This is a genomic window from uncultured Phycicoccus sp., from assembly GCF_947495705.1.
Classification (GTDB): Bacteria; Actinomycetota; Actinomycetes; order Actinomycetales; family Dermatophilaceae; genus Phycicoccus.
The window spans coordinates 73,698-88,161 of sequence record NZ_CANLZR010000002.1; the positions used below are offsets into that span (position 1 = coordinate 73,698).

The 14,464-nt window shown below is 74.1% G+C and carries 15 protein-coding genes; 6 read left to right on the forward strand and 9 right to left on the reverse strand.

What is annotated here, in order from left to right; all coding sequences use genetic code 11:
* Positions 1–37 precede the first annotated feature (37 nt).
* Both Q0963_RS03675 and Q0963_RS03680 read left to right on the forward strand, forming a co-directional pair.
* Entirely contained in the window at positions 38–325 is a 288-nt protein-coding gene (locus Q0963_RS03675; protein ID WP_299442697.1) for a hypothetical protein, read from the forward strand.
* Entirely contained in the window at positions 322–843 is a 522-nt protein-coding gene (locus tag Q0963_RS03680; RefSeq protein ID WP_299442700.1) for a hypothetical protein, read from the forward strand. Before Q0963_RS03675 ends, Q0963_RS03680 begins: the two co-directional genes overlap by 4 nt.
* Positions 844–856: 13 nt before the next feature.
* Here Q0963_RS03680 and pruA read toward each other — a convergent pair whose 3' ends face one another.
* From pruA to Q0963_RS03705, 5 genes are all read right to left on the reverse strand, one after another.
* Positions 857–2,485, reverse strand: a complete 1,629-nt coding sequence (pruA, locus tag Q0963_RS03685) for an L-glutamate gamma-semialdehyde dehydrogenase (protein WP_299442702.1) — start codon at positions 2,483–2,485, stop codon at positions 857–859.
* An 83-nt stretch (positions 2,486–2,568) separates the two neighbouring features.
* The gene (locus tag Q0963_RS03690) at positions 2,569–2,994 is read right to left on the reverse strand and encodes a DUF6912 family protein (RefSeq protein ID WP_299442705.1); all 426 of its coding nucleotides are present in this window, start codon (positions 2,992–2,994) and stop codon (positions 2,569–2,571) included.
* 25 nt (positions 2,995–3,019) lie between these two features.
* Complete coding sequence (locus Q0963_RS03695; protein WP_299442708.1) at positions 3,020–4,459, reverse strand: wax ester/triacylglycerol synthase family O-acyltransferase; 1,440 nt, start codon at positions 4,457–4,459, stop codon at positions 3,020–3,022.
* Positions 4,460–4,471: 12 nt separating this feature from the next.
* The gene (locus tag Q0963_RS03700) at positions 4,472–5,734 is read right to left on the reverse strand and encodes a P-loop NTPase (protein ID WP_299442711.1); all 1,263 of its coding nucleotides are present in this window, start codon (positions 5,732–5,734) and stop codon (positions 4,472–4,474) included.
* Entirely contained in the window at positions 5,731–6,405 is a 675-nt protein-coding gene (locus Q0963_RS03705) for an SAF domain-containing protein (protein WP_299442714.1), read from the reverse strand. Before Q0963_RS03705 ends, Q0963_RS03700 begins: the two co-directional genes overlap by 4 nt.
* Positions 6,406–6,506: 101 nt before the next feature.
* Between Q0963_RS03705 and Q0963_RS03710 the strand changes: the two genes are divergently transcribed.
* Positions 6,507–6,746 carry a helix-turn-helix domain-containing protein gene (locus Q0963_RS03710; RefSeq protein WP_299442717.1) on the forward strand — a complete coding sequence of 80 codons (240 nt, stop codon included), beginning with the start codon at positions 6,507–6,509 and terminating at the stop codon, positions 6,744–6,746.
* 15 nt (positions 6,747–6,761) lie between these two features.
* Here the strand turns inward: Q0963_RS03710 and Q0963_RS03715 are convergent, their stop codons facing one another.
* Positions 6,762–7,304: a hypothetical protein gene (locus Q0963_RS03715; protein WP_299442720.1), complete on the reverse strand. Its 543-nt coding sequence runs from the start codon at positions 7,302–7,304 to the stop codon at positions 6,762–6,764.
* 97 nt (positions 7,305–7,401) lie between these two features.
* Between Q0963_RS03715 and Q0963_RS03720 the strand changes: the two genes are divergently transcribed.
* Entirely contained in the window at positions 7,402–8,112 is a 711-nt protein-coding gene (locus Q0963_RS03720; protein ID WP_299442723.1) for a LysM peptidoglycan-binding domain-containing protein, read from the forward strand.
* Positions 8,109–8,621 carry an Rv3235 family protein gene (locus Q0963_RS03725; protein ID WP_299442726.1) on the forward strand — a complete coding sequence of 171 codons (513 nt, stop codon included), beginning with the start codon at positions 8,109–8,111 and terminating at the stop codon, positions 8,619–8,621. Before Q0963_RS03720 ends, Q0963_RS03725 begins: the two co-directional genes overlap by 4 nt.
* 15 nt (positions 8,622–8,636) lie before the next feature.
* Here the strand turns inward: Q0963_RS03725 and secA are convergent, their stop codons facing one another.
* On the reverse strand, positions 8,637–11,516 hold the full coding sequence (gene secA / locus Q0963_RS03730; RefSeq protein ID WP_299442729.1) for a preprotein translocase subunit SecA: 2,880 nt from the start codon (positions 11,514–11,516) through the stop codon (positions 8,637–8,639).
* Positions 11,517–11,684: 168 nt separating this feature from the next.
* Between secA and Q0963_RS03735 the strand changes: the two genes are divergently transcribed.
* Positions 11,685–12,824 carry a GNAT family N-acetyltransferase gene (locus Q0963_RS03735; protein ID WP_299442732.1) on the forward strand — a complete coding sequence of 380 codons (1,140 nt, stop codon included), beginning with the start codon at positions 11,685–11,687 and terminating at the stop codon, positions 12,822–12,824.
* 15 nt (positions 12,825–12,839) lie between these two features.
* Here the strand turns inward: Q0963_RS03735 and Q0963_RS03740 are convergent, their stop codons facing one another.
* Together Q0963_RS03740 and Q0963_RS03745 are read right to left on the reverse strand one after the other, a co-directional pair.
* Entirely contained in the window at positions 12,840–13,919 is a 1,080-nt protein-coding gene (locus tag Q0963_RS03740; RefSeq protein WP_299442735.1) for a TadE/TadG family type IV pilus assembly protein, read from the reverse strand.
* Positions 13,904–14,443: a TadE/TadG family type IV pilus assembly protein gene (locus tag Q0963_RS03745; RefSeq protein ID WP_299442738.1), complete on the reverse strand. Its 540-nt coding sequence runs from the start codon at positions 14,441–14,443 to the stop codon at positions 13,904–13,906. The genes Q0963_RS03740 and Q0963_RS03745 overlap by 16 nt, the downstream gene beginning before the upstream one ends.
* Positions 14,444–14,464: the final 21 nt, after the last annotated feature.

A 14,464-nucleotide genomic window follows, 5' to 3' on the forward strand; every position in this document is an offset into this window, starting at 1 on the left:
CCGCTGAGGCGTTGCCGTGCGCCGCTACCGTGGGCACGTGCCCCTCGGACCGGACCCCGCTCGCGCGCAGGAGGCCCGCGCCGGGCTCGCCGCGCTGCGCGACGTCGCGGCCGAGGGCGAGGACGACGTCCTCGCCGCGCTGGCCGTCACGGGCGAGCCGGCCGCGCAGCGGGTCCTCGACGACTGGCTCGACCAGGTCGCCGACACGCTGCGGGCCCTCGGCGAGGCCGCCGGCGAGCTCGGCCTCGCGCTCACCGGAGCCGCGCCGCCGCTCGCCGACCCGACGACCCCGGTGCCGACCTCCCCCGGGGAGGTCGAGCGATGACCCCCGTCCCCGGCGACCCCGGCTCGCTGTCGTCGTGCGCGGCCGCGGTGGGGGCGGTCGGCACGCGCCTCGCGGTGCACGGCGAGACGGTCCGGCGGGCGTTCGCAGACCTCGCCGAGGGCTGGCCGGGGCCCCGCTCGGTGCGGACCCGCCGTCGGGGCGCTGCCCTGGGGGTGGCCGCCGGAGCCGCGGCCGACGAGCTGGCCGAGGTCGCGCGTGTCCTCCAGGACCAGGCCACCGACCTCGCCGAGCTCGTGGCCCGGGCGCGCGGGGTGGGCGAGCGGGCGCGGGCGCACGGGCTCGAGGTCCGCGACGGCCGGGTCGTGCCGGCGCTCGGGGTGCTCGGCGAGGCCGACCTCGACGCCGACCGGCGCCGGGCCGAGACGGCGGCGACGCTGCAGGCCGAGCTCGACCTCGTCCTCGCCCGGCACCGCCGTCGCCGCGACGCCGTCGTCGCGGCCCTGCGCGCCTCGACGCACCGGCTGGACGTGCTCGCCCACGACGTGCGCCTCCGGTGACCCGCTGCGCGCCTCAGCCCATGTGCGGGTAGCGGTGGTCGGTGGGCGGGTCGAAGGTCTCCTTGATCGACCGGGTCGAGGTCCAGCGCATGAGGTTGGCCGCGGAGCCCGCCTTGTCGTTGGTGCCCGACGCCCGGCCGCCGCCGAACGGCTGCTGCCCCACGACGGCCCCGGTGGGCTTGTCGTTGACGTAGAAGTTGCCGGCCGCGAAGCGCAGCCGGTGCGTCGCGTCGGCGATGACCGCGCGGTCCTGCGCGATGACGGCACCGGTGAGCGCGTAGGCGGCGACCGACTCCATCTGGTCCAGGACCTTGTCGTACTGGCGGTCCGGGTACACGTGGACGGTGAGGATCGGGCCGAAGTACTCGGTCGTGAGCATCTCGTCGGTCGGGTCGCTGCTCTCGACGATCGTCGGCCGCACGAACCAGCCGTCGGTGTCGTCGTAGGTGCCCCCCGCGACGACATCGAGGTGGGGCGTCGCGTGCGCCCGGTCGATGGCGGCCTTGTGCTTGGCGAAGGCCCGGTCGTCGATGACGGCGCCCATGAAGTTCGACAGGTCGGTGACGTCGCCCTGGGTCAGCCCCTCGGTGAGCGCGACGAGGTCGCCCTTGATCTGCTTCCACAGCGAGCGCGGCACGTACGCGCGGGACGCCGCGGAGCACTTCTGGCCCTGGTACTCGAACGCGCCGCGGATCATCGCGGTGCGCAGGACGTCGGGGTCGGCACTGGGGTGGGCGAGGATGAAGTCCTTGCCGCCGGTCTCGCCGACGATCCGCGGGTAGTGCCGGTAGCCGGTGAGGTTCTCGCCGATGGTCCGCCACAGGTGCTGGAACGTCGGGGTCGACCCGGTGAAGTGCAGGCCGGCGAACTCGGGGTGGGCCAGGACGACGTCGGACACGGCGATGCCGTCGCCGGTGACGAGGTTGATGACGCCCGGGGGCAGCCCGGCCGCCTCGAGCAGCTCCATCGTCACCTGCGCCGCGAGCTGCTGGGACGGCGACGGCTTCCACACGACGGTGTTGCCCATGAGCGCCGGAGCCGTCGGCAGGTTGCCGGCGATGGCCGTGAAGTTGAACGGGGTGACCGCGTAGACGAAGCCCTCGAGCGAGCGGTGGTCGCTGCGGTTCCAGATGCCCTTGGAGTTGGCCGGCGGCTGCTCCTCGAGGATCTGGCGGGCGAAGTGGACGTTGAAGCGCCAGAAGTCGATGAGCTCGCACGCGGCGTCGATCTCGGCCTGGTAGGCGGTCTTGCTCTGGCCGAGCATCGTCGCGGCGTTGAGCCGGGAGCGCCACGGGCCCGACAGCAGCTCCGCGGCCTTGAGGATGACCCCCGCCCGGTCGTCGAAGGACAGGTCGCGCCACGCCGGCGCGGCGGCCGTCGCGGCGTCGACCGCGGCCGTCGCGTCGGCCTTCGTCGCGCCCTTGGACACGCCGAGGACCTTGCGGTGGGCGTGCGGCTGACGCACCTCGAAGCGCTTGCCTCCGCCCATGACCCGGCGACCGCCGATCGTGTGCGGCAGCTCGTGCTGGGTGGAACCGAGCTCGGCCAGCGCCACCTCGAGCGACGCGCGTTCGGGACTGCCGGGCGCGTAGTCGAGGACGGTCTCGTTGGTCGGGCTGGGGACGTGCGTCACTGCGTCCATGGGATGGGGCACCTCGTTCGGGTCACGATGTCGGAGTGCTGCCCACTCTCGCGCCCCCGGTCAGCCGGGCGCAACTCGCCGGGTCAGGAAGAGAGGAGGTCCAGGACGTCACCGAGCTCGGTGACGTCGTACCAGAGCAGGTCGGCCGTGCCCGTGCCACCCGGCTCCTCGTCGACGTGGAACGACACGACCCGGGTGCGCCCAATCGGCTCGGTCACCTCGACGCGGGACGGGACGTCCCCGTGCGGCGGCACCGCGACCGCTCCGGCGTCGACGTCCGCCGAGGCGACGACCCGCCGGGCGTCGCCGGCGCGTCGGGCGTCGGCCTCCTCGGTGGCCGCGACCCAGGCGAGGTGCTCCAGCTCCTCGTCGTCGGTCACCCCGCCCGTGCGACCGAGCGCGGCCGTCACCCCGTGCGCGGCCAGGGGCGGCGGGCCGAGGTCGGTGCCGTCACGGAGCGCCTCCAGGTCGGGGGCGGTGAGCGGGACGTAGACCCGGGTCAGCGGCATCGGTGCTCCTCGGTGGTCGGGACGGTCAGCTGGTGCGGGCCCGCGGAGCGTCGAGCAGCTCCTGGAGGGAGTCCACGAGGCCCCGGCCGAGGACGTCGGCGTCGGGCATCGCGTCGCGGTCGGCGTACAGGCCGTAGTAGACCCCGCCGTCGTAGGAGGTGAGGCCGATCGAGAGGGCCTGGCCGGGCACGAGCGGGGTGACCGGGTACGTCGCGACCATCTGGGCGCCGTCCGCGTACCGGGGGGTCTGCGGGCCGGGGACGTTGGTGATGACGACGTTGTGCATCCGACGCGAGACCATGCCCCCGAGCCGGGCACCGAGGGCGTGCATCGTGGGCGGCGCGAACCCGCCGACCCCGGCCAGCGCCTCCGCCGAGACCGCCCGGTGCCGGCCGCTCTCGGTCTGCTGGCGCATCGAGAACGCGATCTGGTGCAGGCGCATCGACGGCTTCGGCTCCCCCACGGGCAGGTCGACGAAGCACGCGACGATCTCGGCGCCGGGCGGTGAGTGCTCCTCGGTCTCGGCCGGGCGCACCGACACCGGGACGAGGGCCCGGACGGTGGTCCCCGGGTACACCGGCTCGCCGCGGGTCAGCAGCCACGAGCGGAAGGCCCCCGCCACCGTCGCGAGGACGACGTCGTTGACGGTGACCTCCTCGGCGAAGGAGCCCTGGCCCAGCCGCGAGCGGATGGCGCGGTAGTCGTCGAGGTCGGTTCCGACCATGATGTAGCGCCGGGCGCGCCCGACATCGGCGTTGAGCGGCGAGGTCGGGGCCGGCCGGGCCGAGAACCGAGCCAGGGTCGAGACGACGTCACCGGCCACCGACGCCACCTTGCCGATGGTCTTGGTGACGTCCTCGATGCCGCCGCGCACCGAGTCGACGAGGTGGCTCGGGGTGCGGACGGCGTCGACGAGCGCGCCGACGACCAGCTCGGCCGCGGTGGGCTCGGTGCGAGGCCGCCATGTGGCCAGCACGCCGTCGGCCCCCGAGGGGTTGCCGTCGACGAGCACGTTGGCGATGTCGACGCCGTGCACCCCGTCGACGAGGCTGTGGTGGCTCTTGGTGATGATCGCGAAGCGATCATCGGCGAGCCCCTCGACGAGGTACACCTCCCAGAGCGGTCGCGATCGGTCGAGCGCCCGCGGCAGGATCCGCGCCACGAGCTCCTCGAGCTGCTCGTCCGAGCCCGGGCGTGGCAGGGCGCTGCGCCGCACGTGGTAGCTGAGGTCGAACGCGGTGTCGTCGACCCACACCGGGTTCGCCAGTCCGGCCGGGACGGTCTTGATCCGCTGCCGGTAGCGCGGCACGTAGGCGATGCGCTCGCTGATGAGGTCGACGAGGCTCTCGTAGTCGAAGCCGCCCTGCGGCACGTCGAAGAGCAGGACCGACCCGACGTGCATGGGTGTCGTCGCGTCCTCGAGGTGGAGGAACGAGGAGTCGAGCGCGCTGAGCCGGTCTGCCACGGTCCTATCGTGTCAGACCCGCGCCCGGGGCCGACGGCCGTGGCGGGAGCCGGCCGCCGCAGCGGCGCAGCGCGGGTCGACCTCGGCGGCGATCCCGGTGACCGCGGTGGCGAGCGCCGAGCGCGGCCTGACCTCCGGCACCGCGCGCCCCGCGAGCAGCGCGGCGTCGCAGTCGTCGGGCGCCCACGGCAGCATCCGGACGTCCTCGAGCCCGGCGAACCGGCCGAGGACGTCGCGGATGGAGCGTTCCGGGCGGGGCCCGGCGACCCCGGGCCGCACCTTGTTGACGACGACGAGCGGGGGTGGCGACGGGACGAGCGCGACGTCCTGGACGGCGCGGACGAGGCGCTGCAGCGAGACGGGGTCGGCGGCGCCGACGACGACGAGCCGGTCGGCGGCCTCGAGGGCGGCGAGGGTGGCCGCGTTGCGTCGCGGGGCGGCGGTGTCGTAGCTGAGCTCCTCGTCGTCCTCGATGGCGAACCCGGCGTCGACGACCACGTGGTCGGCCACCGACCGGGCCAGCCGCAGCACGTCCTCGACGGCGGCCGGGCGCAGCTCGGGCCAGCGGTCGGCGCGCGGCAGCCCGGTGAGCACGCGCAGCCCGGGCAGCGCCTCGGGGGCCAGCCGGGCGAGCGCCGGGACGTCGAGGGCGCCCTGCTCGGAGGCGCGGGCCGCGGCCGCCACGCCCGGGGCCTCGTCGACGAGGCCGAGGAGCTGGGCGACCGACGCGCCCCAGGTGTCGAGGTCGACGAGCAGGGTGCGCACCCCGGCCGCGGCGAGCGTGGCGGCGAGCGCGACGGCCACCGTGCTGCGGCCGGGGGCCCCGGCGGGCCCCCAGACGACGGTGACGGGAGCCGGGACGGCGGGGCGCACGTCGCCGGCCGGGTCCTCGGGGGCGGGGGCGGGGAGCGGCCGGGAGGTCGTCGCGTCGGCGAGGCCGACGAGGGCCGCGGCCACCGCGTCGGGGGCGTCGCCGGGGCGCAGGAGCGTCGCGACACCGAGCTGCCTCAGCCGCCGCTCGCCGTCCTCGTCGGCCGCCGCGACGAACCCGGCGACCCGCACGCCGTGGCCGGCCAGGTGCCGCAGGGCGTCGCGGTCGAGCCCCCGCAGGTCGGGCGAGACCACCGCCACCCGGGCGACGCCCGCGGCACCCGTGGACAGCAGCTCGGCGAGGTCGGCGCACCGGCGGACGAGGGTGAGCCCGGGGGCCTGCCCGATGGCCCCGACGAGGTCGGTCTCGTGCCGGTGGGTGACGGCCGTGAGGACGGTCGTCACGACTCCGCCCCGCCCGTCGGGCTGCCCGGCACCGGCACGAGGGTGATGCGGGCGCCGAGGTCGACGTCGGCGACGAGATCGCGGACGGACTCCCGCGGCACCATGACCCGCACCGCGCGGGTCTGGTCCGCCCCGCCGAGCACCGAGTCCTCGGCGGCCACCCGGACCACCGAGACCCGTTCGAGGACCCGTTCCGGGCCGACGTACCGGGCCCGGCCGACGCCGTCGCCCTCGGCGGGCCGGTTGACGTACACGTCGACGACCGACCCGCGCTCCAGCGCCCCCGCGGACGTCGCGTCGACGAGCAGCGAGACCTGCTGCACCTCGACCATCGCGGCCGGACCGACCCCCGCCGCCGGTACCAGCTCGCCCGCGGGGAGGTCCCGCAGCGCGAAGGTGCCCGCCGGGAGCGCCCGGTCGGCCGCGAGGTAGCGGGCGGCCTGCTCCCCCAGCTGCACCTGGACCACGGTGAGGTCCTCGCTCGTCAGCTGCTCCCCCGGGCTCACGTGCGCCCGCGCCGCGTAGACCGGCACCCGGTCGTCCGCCCGCTGGACGACGACCGCGCCGAGGACGGTCGACGCGACGACGAGCAGGACCCCCACGAGCAGTCGCGAGTCCCGCCACGACGGGGCGCGCAGCCGAGCGGCCGACGGGGTCGGTAGTTCGGTCATGGCCGCGATTCTCGTGCAGGAGAGCCCGCCCCGCCCGTCGAGGACGACGGCCTGTGGACAACCTTCCCGGCCCCGGACGGCCGGGGTGGCACACTGGCGGGGTGGCTCGACGCTTCATCCCCCTCACCGAGGTGTCCGAGATCCTCGACGTCTCGGCCGCCCAGGCCTACGCCCTCGTCCGCAGCGGCGACCTGCCGGCGATCAAGGTCGGTGGCCGGGGGCAGTGGCGGGTCGAGACCAGCGAGCTGGAGAGCTACATCGAGCGGATGTACGCGCAGACCCGCGACTTCGTCGCCACCCGCGGCGACCAGCAGGACCCCGACGCCCCCACCGCACCGTGAGGACCGCCGCGGCGTTCAGTGCCTCGACTCCACGGCTCGCAGGGCCGCGAACGGGACCGTGAGCCGGCGGCGCACGTTCTCCTTCCGTCGCGGCTCCCCGTCGGGGTGCTCGGCCAGGACGAGGTGGTCGGCCCCCACGACGTCGACGGTGCCGACGACGGGCGGGCCGCCGGTGAGGTCCAGCGCCACGGTGGCGCGGTCCCGCGCGAGGGCCCGCAGCGCGTAGCCGAGCCCGAACCGGCGCGCCGTGCGCGGCTCCTCCGCGTGCCCGGCCAGGCCCGATGCCGCCGCCACGGCCCCGAGCGGGACGAGGGTCTCGCGCGCCGGGTCGCCGAGCAGCAGCCAGCCGTCGCCGAGGTCGCGCAGGACCCCGTCGACGCTGCGGCCCCCGACGAGGACGAGCCCGAGCCGCTGCCCCCGCGCGGCGCCGAGCCGCGCGAGCAGGTCGACGAGCGCCCGCTCCCGACGGGTGCGCTCGGCCACCTCGCTGTCGAGCTCGCGCCGCGCCTCGGCGTCGAGCTGCCCCTCGAGGTCCGCGAACAGCCCCTCCCACCTCATGCGCCCACAGGCTACGCGCGAGCGCTTGCAACGGCCCGCCGAGGCACCTAACGTCATTCGCATGCAAACGACGGCAAACGATCTCAAACGTCGCTCCATGTCAGTAGCGGCTGGGCTCGCGGGAGTCGCCGTGGCCGGCGGTGCCGCCCTCCTGCTCGCGCGGGTCGGCCTGGGCGTCGCCGCCGACGCCGTGGCCGGGGCGCCGGTCCCGCCGGCGACGGCCCTGACCGGCGCGCTGGCGGCGGTCGGGGTCGGCGGGCTCGGGTGGCTGCTGCTCGGGGTGGCCCTCGAGACGCTGTCGCTGCTCCCCGGGGCCCTCGGCCGCGCCGCCGGGTCGGCGTCCACGGCGCTGAGCCCCCGGCTGGCCCGCCGCGCCGTCGCCGTCGTCCTCGGGCTCGGCGTGGGGGCCGGGGTCGGTGGCGGGGGTGCGCACGCGGCCCCCCAGCGGGTCCTCGCCGCCCTGCACGCCGGCGTCGCCACAGCGCTGCCCGACCCGTCATGGTGCGCCGCCCCCGACCCGGGCTGGACCCCGGAGCCGCCCAGGGTCCGGCCGCAACCCGACGTGGGGGTGCTCGCGGGCCGGCCCGCGGGCGAGGACGAGGACGAGGCCGGCGTCGTCGTGCGCCGGGGCGACTCGCTGTGGGCCATCGCCGCCCGTCACCTGGGCGAGGGCGCGACCGACGCGGAGGTCGCCGCGCAGTGGCCCCGCTGGTACGCGGCCAACCGCGACGTCGTGGGCCCCGACCCCGACCTCATCCGGCCGGGTCAGGTGCTCCGGCCCCCGGCTGCGGCGGGCGGCGCCTCGTGACGCACGGTCCGGCCCCGCTCCCCCCGGCCGTCCCGCTCGCCGAGGCGCTGCGGCGGGCCCGCGGCCACAGCCCGCGGGTGCCGGGGTACGTCCAGGACGCGCTCGCCGTCGATCTCGCCTGCGGCTCCGACGAGCAGGTCTTCGGGCCGCAGCCCACGCCGCGCACCGACCTGCCGGACCCGCGCGAGTGGGCCGGCCGGATGGCCCTCGCCCTGCTCGAGGTCATGTCGGGCCAGCGCCCCGCCCCGCAGGTGGTCCGCTGGACCACCCCCGAGGTGTACGCGGTCCTGGCCCGCCGGGCTGCGCGGGTCGCGCGGCGCGGCATCGAGGGCCGCCGGCCCCAGGTGCGGCACCGGGTGGCCGTCCGCCGGGTCCGGGTGTGCGAGCCCGCCGACGGGGTCGCCGAGGCGAGCGTCGTGGTCCAGCACGGCCCGCGGGTCCGGGCCGTCGCCCTCCGGCTCGTCGGCCGGGACGGCAAGTGGCGGGTCAGCGCCCTTCAGGTCGGCTGACCCCGCCGGGCCGGCTCACCGTCGGCCGTGGCACATCTTGAACTTCTTGCCCGAGCCGCACGGGCAGGGCGAGTTCTTCGGGGTCGTCGTCAGCTGCTCGTCGGTGAGCACCGTCTCGGCGGAGCCGTACTCGTCGCGCACCTCGACCTCACCGGTCTCGGTGGGCGCGGAGTAGTGCAGGCGGCCCCGGCGGGGACGCCCCACCCCGACTCCGGAGACCTCGACGTGCGGCGCCGCGTCGTCGCCGCCCCCGGCACCGACCGGCACCGGCTCGGGCTCGACCGGCCCGGTGGGGGCGTCGGCCGTCGCCTGCGCCCCACCGGACATGGCCCCGAGCATCTGCGACACGTGCACCGGCTCGACCGTGGGCGTCTCGGCGGGCTCGTCGACCTTGACGTCGACGTGGAACAGCATCCCGACGGACTCCTCCTTGACCGACTCGTTCATCGTCTGCCACAGGAGGAAGCCCTCACGCTGGTACTCGACGAGCGGGTCGCGCTGGGCCATGGCCCGCAGCCCGATGCCCTCCTGGAGGTAGTCCATCTCGTAGAGGTGCTCGCGCCACTTGCGGTCCAGGACCGAGAGCATGACGCGCCGCTCGACCTCCCGCATGACCTCCGACCCCAGCGCCGCCTCGCGCTCGTCGTAGCTGCGGTGGGCGTCCGAGAGGATCTCCTCCTTGAGGATCTCCGGGGTCAGCCCGCTGCGGCCGCCGGCGGCCTCCTCGAGCTGCTCGGGGGTGAGCGAGATCGGGTACAGCGCTCGCAGCGCACCCCACAGCCGCTCGAGGTTCCAGTCCTCCGGCACGCCCTGGGCGGTCTCGGAGTCGATGTAGCCCTCGATGACGTCGTTGGTGAAGAACCGCAGCTGCTCGTGCAGGTCCTCGCCGTCGAGCACCCGGCGGCGCTCGTCGTAGATGACGGTGCGCTGACGGTTGAGGACGTCGTCGTACTTGAGGACGTTCTTGCGGATCTCGAAGTTCTGCGCCTCCACCTGCGCCTGCGCCGACTGGATGGAGCGGGTGACCATCTTGGACTCGATGGGCTGGTCGTCCTCGAGCTTCGCGGTCGTCATGACCCGGTCGACGAGGCCGGCGTTGAAGAGCCGCATCAGGTGGTCCTGGAGCGAGAGGTAGAAGCGCGACTCGCCCGGGTCCCCCTGGCGGCCGGAGCGGCCGCGCAGCTGGTTGTCGATGCGGCGGGACTCGTGCCGTTCGGTGCCGAGGACGTACAGGCCGCCGGCAGCGGTGACCTCGTCGTGCTCGGCGGCGACGTCCTGCTCGGCCTTCGCGAGCGCCTCGTCCCAGGCCGCCTCGTACTCCTCGGGCGTCTCGTGCGGGTCCAGGCCCCGGTCCTTGAGGGTGGCGACGGCCCGGAACTCGGGGTTGCCGCCGAGCATGATGTCGGTGCCGCGGCCGGCCATGTTCGTCGCGACGGTCACCGCGCCCTTGCGCCCGGCGTCGGCGACGATCGCGGCCTCGCGCTCGTGGTGCTTGGCGTTGAGGACCTCGTGCCGGATGCCGCGGCGGCGCAGCTGCTCGGACAGGTACTCGGACTTCTCGACCGACACGGTGCCGACGAGCACCGGCTGGCCCTTCTCGTGGCGCTTCACGATGTCGTCGACGACGGCCGCGTACTTCGCCTCCTCGGTGCGGTACACGAGGTCGGCCTCGTCCTTGCGGATCATCGGGCGGTTCGTCGGGATCGGCACGACGCCGAGGCCGTAGATCGAGTTGAGCTCGGCGGCCTCGGTCATCGCCGTGCCGGTCATGCCCGAGAGCTTGTCGTACATCCGGAAGTAGTTCTGGAGGGTGATCGTCGCGAGGGTCTGGTTCTCGTTCTTGATCTCCACCCCCTCCTTGGCCTCGATGGCCTGGTGCATGCCCTCGTTGTAGCGGCGGCCGGCGAGCATGCGCCCGGTGTGCTCGTCGACGATGAGGACCTCGCCGTTCATGACGACGTAGTCCTTGTCGCGGGTGAAGAGCTCCTTGGCCTTGATCGCGTTGTTGAGGTAGCCGATGAGCGGGGTGTTGGCCGACTCGTAGAGGTTGTCGATGCCGAGGTGGTCCTCGACCTTGTCGATGCCGCGCTCGAGCACCCCGACGGTCTTCTTCTTCTCGTCGACCTCGTAGTCGCCGCGGCCGGACTCGAGCTCGCCACGCTCGAGGCGCTTGGCGATCTTGGCGAACTCCTGGTACCACTTCGCCGGGGCGTCGGCCGGGCCGGAGATGATCAGCGGCGTGCGGGCCTCGTCGATGAGGATCGAGTCGACCTCGTCGACGACGCAGAAGTTGTGGCCGCGCTGGACGAGCTCCGCGGTCGACCACGCCATGTTGTCGCGCAGATAGTCGAAGCCGAACTCGTTGTTCGTGCCGTACGTGATGTCCTTGGCGTACTCGGCCCGGCGCTGCTCGGGGTTCATCGACGCGAGGATGCAGCCCGTCTCGAGCCCGAGGAAGCGGTGGACCCGGCCCATGAGCTCGGACTGGTACTCGGCGAGGTAGTCGTTGACCGTGATGACGTGGACGCCCTTGCCCGCGAGGGCGTTGAGGTAGCTGGGGAGGGTCGCGACGAGCGTCTTGCCCTCACCGGTCTTCATCTCGGCGACGTTGCCGAGGTGCAGGGCGGCCCCGCCCATGATCTGGACGTCGAAGTGCCGCTTGCCGATGGTCCGCTTGCTCGCCTCGCGGACCGCCGCGAAGGCCTCCGGGAGGATGTCGTCGAGGGTCTCGCCGTCGGCGAGCCGCTTCTTGAAGACGTCCGTCTCGGCGCGCAGCTCGGCGTCGGTGAGCTTCGCGAAGTCGTCCTCGATGGCGTTGACCTGAGCCGCGATGTTGTCGAGCTTCTTGAGAATGCGCCCCTCACCGGCACGCAGCAGCTTCTCGACGATCTTCACGAGTAGGTCTCCTCAGGCAGACGGATGCTGGCGGTCGCACGACCACCGGACCCGCCCAGGGTAGTCGAGCGGGTGCGGGCCCACCCACCGTGTGGTGGCATCGTCCGGTCAACGGCTCGGCCGCCGCGGCGAGTTCCCTCGACGCGGGGTCGGTGGTTGGCTGGGCCCATGACCGACCCGACGTTCCCCCAGGGCGTCCCTCAGCTCACCGACGGGCACGTCCTGCTGCGCGCCCACCGGCCGGAGGACCTCGAGCGCATCGTCGAGCAGAGCACCGACCCGGACTCGCTCCGGTGGACCACCGTGCCCCGGCCGTACGGCGAGTCGGACGGTCGCGAGTGGCTCGCCGGCATCGAGGCCGCCTGGAACGACCCCGGCGGCGTCCGGTACTGGGCCGTGACCGCCGCCGACGACCCCGGGCAGCGCTACCTCGGCACGATCGACCTGCGCCCGCAGCGGAGTCCCGACGTCGCCGAGGTCGGTTACGGGCTGCACCCCGACGGGCGGGGCCGCGGGCTCATGGCCGGCGCGCTCCGGCTCATCTGCGAGCGGTGGTTCGACGGCGGCGGCACCCGGGTGCACTGGCGGGCGATCCGCGGCAACTTCGCGTCCTGGCGGGTGGCGTGGGCGTGCGGCTTCACCCACCACGGGACGCTGCCGGGGTCGCACCCGGACGCGGAGGGCGGGCCGGCCCTGGACACCTGGCAGGCGAGCCTCGCCGCCGCCGACGTCATGGAGGCCCACACCCCGTGGGTCGACCCGCCGACGCTGCGGACCGACGACGGCGGTGGGCTGTGGTTGCGGCCGTGGCGCGACGACGACGTCGACGCCCTCGAGCCGCGCGACCAGCCCGCCCACCACATGCCGCCACGGGGGGTCCTGGACGCCGACACCTTCCCCGAGTGGCTCATGACGCGGCGCGAGAAGATGTCCGTCGGGACGATGCTCAGCTGGTGCGTCGCCGACGCCGACACCGACCGGGCGCTCGGCGAGGTCCTCGTCTTCGTGACGGCCGGGACCCTGGACGACGACACTGCCGAGCTCGGCTACCAGGTGCTGCCCAGCGCCCGCCGCCGCGGCGTGGCCACGGCGGCGAGCCGCCTCGTCGTGGACCACGCCCTCACCCCGAGCGCCGGCGGCGGGCTCGGGCTGCGTCGCCTCGTCGCGACGACCGCCGAGGACAACGCCGGCAGCAACCGCGTCCTGGACGCGCTGGGGTTCGAGATCTGGGGCCGCGAGAGCGCCGCCGACGTCCTGCCGGGCGGCAAGGCGGTCGAGGCCCTGCACTGGGAGCTGCTCCGCGGCTGACCCGCGTCGCCGCCGTCAGTTGACGAGGCTCGTCGCCCAGGTGTTGTAGCTGGCGCAGTTCGCGACGCCGATCCCGCACGAGGTGTTGAGCTGGCCGACCGGGCTGTAGCTGACGTACTGGACGTCGATGTTCCCGTTGGTGTCGTAGGCCATGATCTTCAGCTCGATGAACCCGATGACCTTGTACACGGTGTTCGCCCCGTTGCCGGTGATCGTCGTGTACACGGGGAAGGCGTAGGTCCCGCCCAGCACCCCGTCCAGGGCCGTCTTGATGTTGTTCGAGTTGATCTTGTTACCCGGGGTCCCGTCGAGGTTGATCGTCGGAGGGGTCCCGGAGAGGGTGAACTGCGAGGCGCACCCGTTGGTGATCGCGTCCGCGAGAGCCGGCACGCTGACCCCGCCGCCGCAGTCGATCCAGCCCCAGTTGCCGGAGCCGTTGCCGCTGACGTCACATCCGGGCTTCCAGACCTTGTCGACCTCGATCGTCTCGGTCTTGTACGGAGCACCGAGGGCCGCGTTGGCCATGATGAGGTCCGCGGTGACGTTGCAGATGGCGAGCGGGAACAGGCCGTTGACGCTCTTGGCCGCCCCGACGGCCGCCGCGGAGGACTTGGTCGCGGTGATGGCCGAGACGCCCGCGAGCTGACCGAAGGTCGTCGGGACCTGCCGCTTGACGGTGACGTCGGCCTGGAGCATCCCGGTGGCGCTGAGGTTGCCGAACTTGTCCACACACTTGAGGTTGACGCTCACGTCGAACTGGCTGCTCGCCGACGTGAGCCCGAACGGGCCGTTGGCGTCGGCCTGCTTCTTGGCGATGGCCAGGGACTGGCCGCCGTCGGCCAGGGCCAGCTGCTGGCAGGTGGCGTACAGCCCGGGGTTCGCCGTGAGCTGCGAGCGCTTGGCCTTCGCGATGGCCAGCGCAGCACTGTCCGAGCCGGAGGCGAAGGCCTGGGCCTGGGCGTACGCCATGCCGTAGTCGAGGACGAACGCGGTCACGAGCATGAAGGGCACGAGGAGGAAGGCCACCACCATCGCGACCCCGCCGCGCTCGTCGCGACGGGTGGAGCGGGGGCGGCGGCTCAGGTGTACTCGCACTCGAAGTCACCCTTCGTGGTGAGGTTCATCGTGCCCATGAACGGCACCGGGAACGGCGGGCTGGACGCGTAGCTGAGCGTCACGGAGAGGTTCGTCTTCGTCGCCGACGGCGCGCCGGAGCCGGTGCACGGGGTGCTGGTCGCGGCGCCGCCGGCGCTCCCGGACCCGGCGGCCAGGGTGCAGGTGCCGCCCTGGCCGGTGACCGTGACGGCGACGTTGGTCTTGTTGAGCCCGATCCCGCCGAGCGCCGCGCCGTCGCGTGCCTTCGTGGCGATGGCGGAGCACGTGGTGCCCGAGCCGGACAGGCTCGAGGTGACCCCGGAGCGCGAGGCGTCCCGCGCGGCGGTGTTCATCGCGATCTGCTGGGAGAACACGAAGCCGAAGTCGATGATCGCGCCGAGCACGAGGATGAGCGCCGGCAGGACGAGGGCGAACTCGACGGCGGACGCACCGCGCTCCGCGGCGCGTCGCGGGCCCGACGTGGGGGTGTGGTGGGGCGTGCATCGCCCCCTGCGAGATATCACCAATCCGACGCTGCCAGAACC

What these genes read in the sequence shown, in the direction of transcription:
- Q0963_RS03680 (WP_299442700.1), top strand. Translation starts at nt 322, where the DNA reads ATGACCCCCGTCCCCGGCGACCCCGGCTCGCTGTCGTCGTGCGCGGCC.
- pruA (WP_299442702.1), bottom strand. Translation starts at nt 2,485, where the DNA reads ATGGACGCAGTGACGCACGTCCCCAGCCCGACCAACGAGACCGTCCTC.
- Q0963_RS03690 (WP_299442705.1), bottom strand. Translation starts at nt 2,994, where the DNA reads ATGCCGCTGACCCGGGTCTACGTCCCGCTCACCGCCCCCGACCTGGAG.
- Q0963_RS03705 (WP_299442714.1), bottom strand. Translation starts at nt 6,405, where the DNA reads ATGACCGAACTACCGACCCCGTCGGCCGCTCGGCTGCGCGCCCCGTCG.
- Q0963_RS03715 (WP_299442720.1), bottom strand. Translation starts at nt 7,304, where the DNA reads ATGAGGTGGGAGGGGCTGTTCGCGGACCTCGAGGGGCAGCTCGACGCC.
- Q0963_RS03720 (WP_299442723.1), top strand. Translation starts at nt 7,402, where the DNA reads ATGTCAGTAGCGGCTGGGCTCGCGGGAGTCGCCGTGGCCGGCGGTGCC.
- Q0963_RS03735 (WP_299442732.1), top strand. Translation starts at nt 11,685, where the DNA reads ATGACCGACCCGACGTTCCCCCAGGGCGTCCCTCAGCTCACCGACGGG.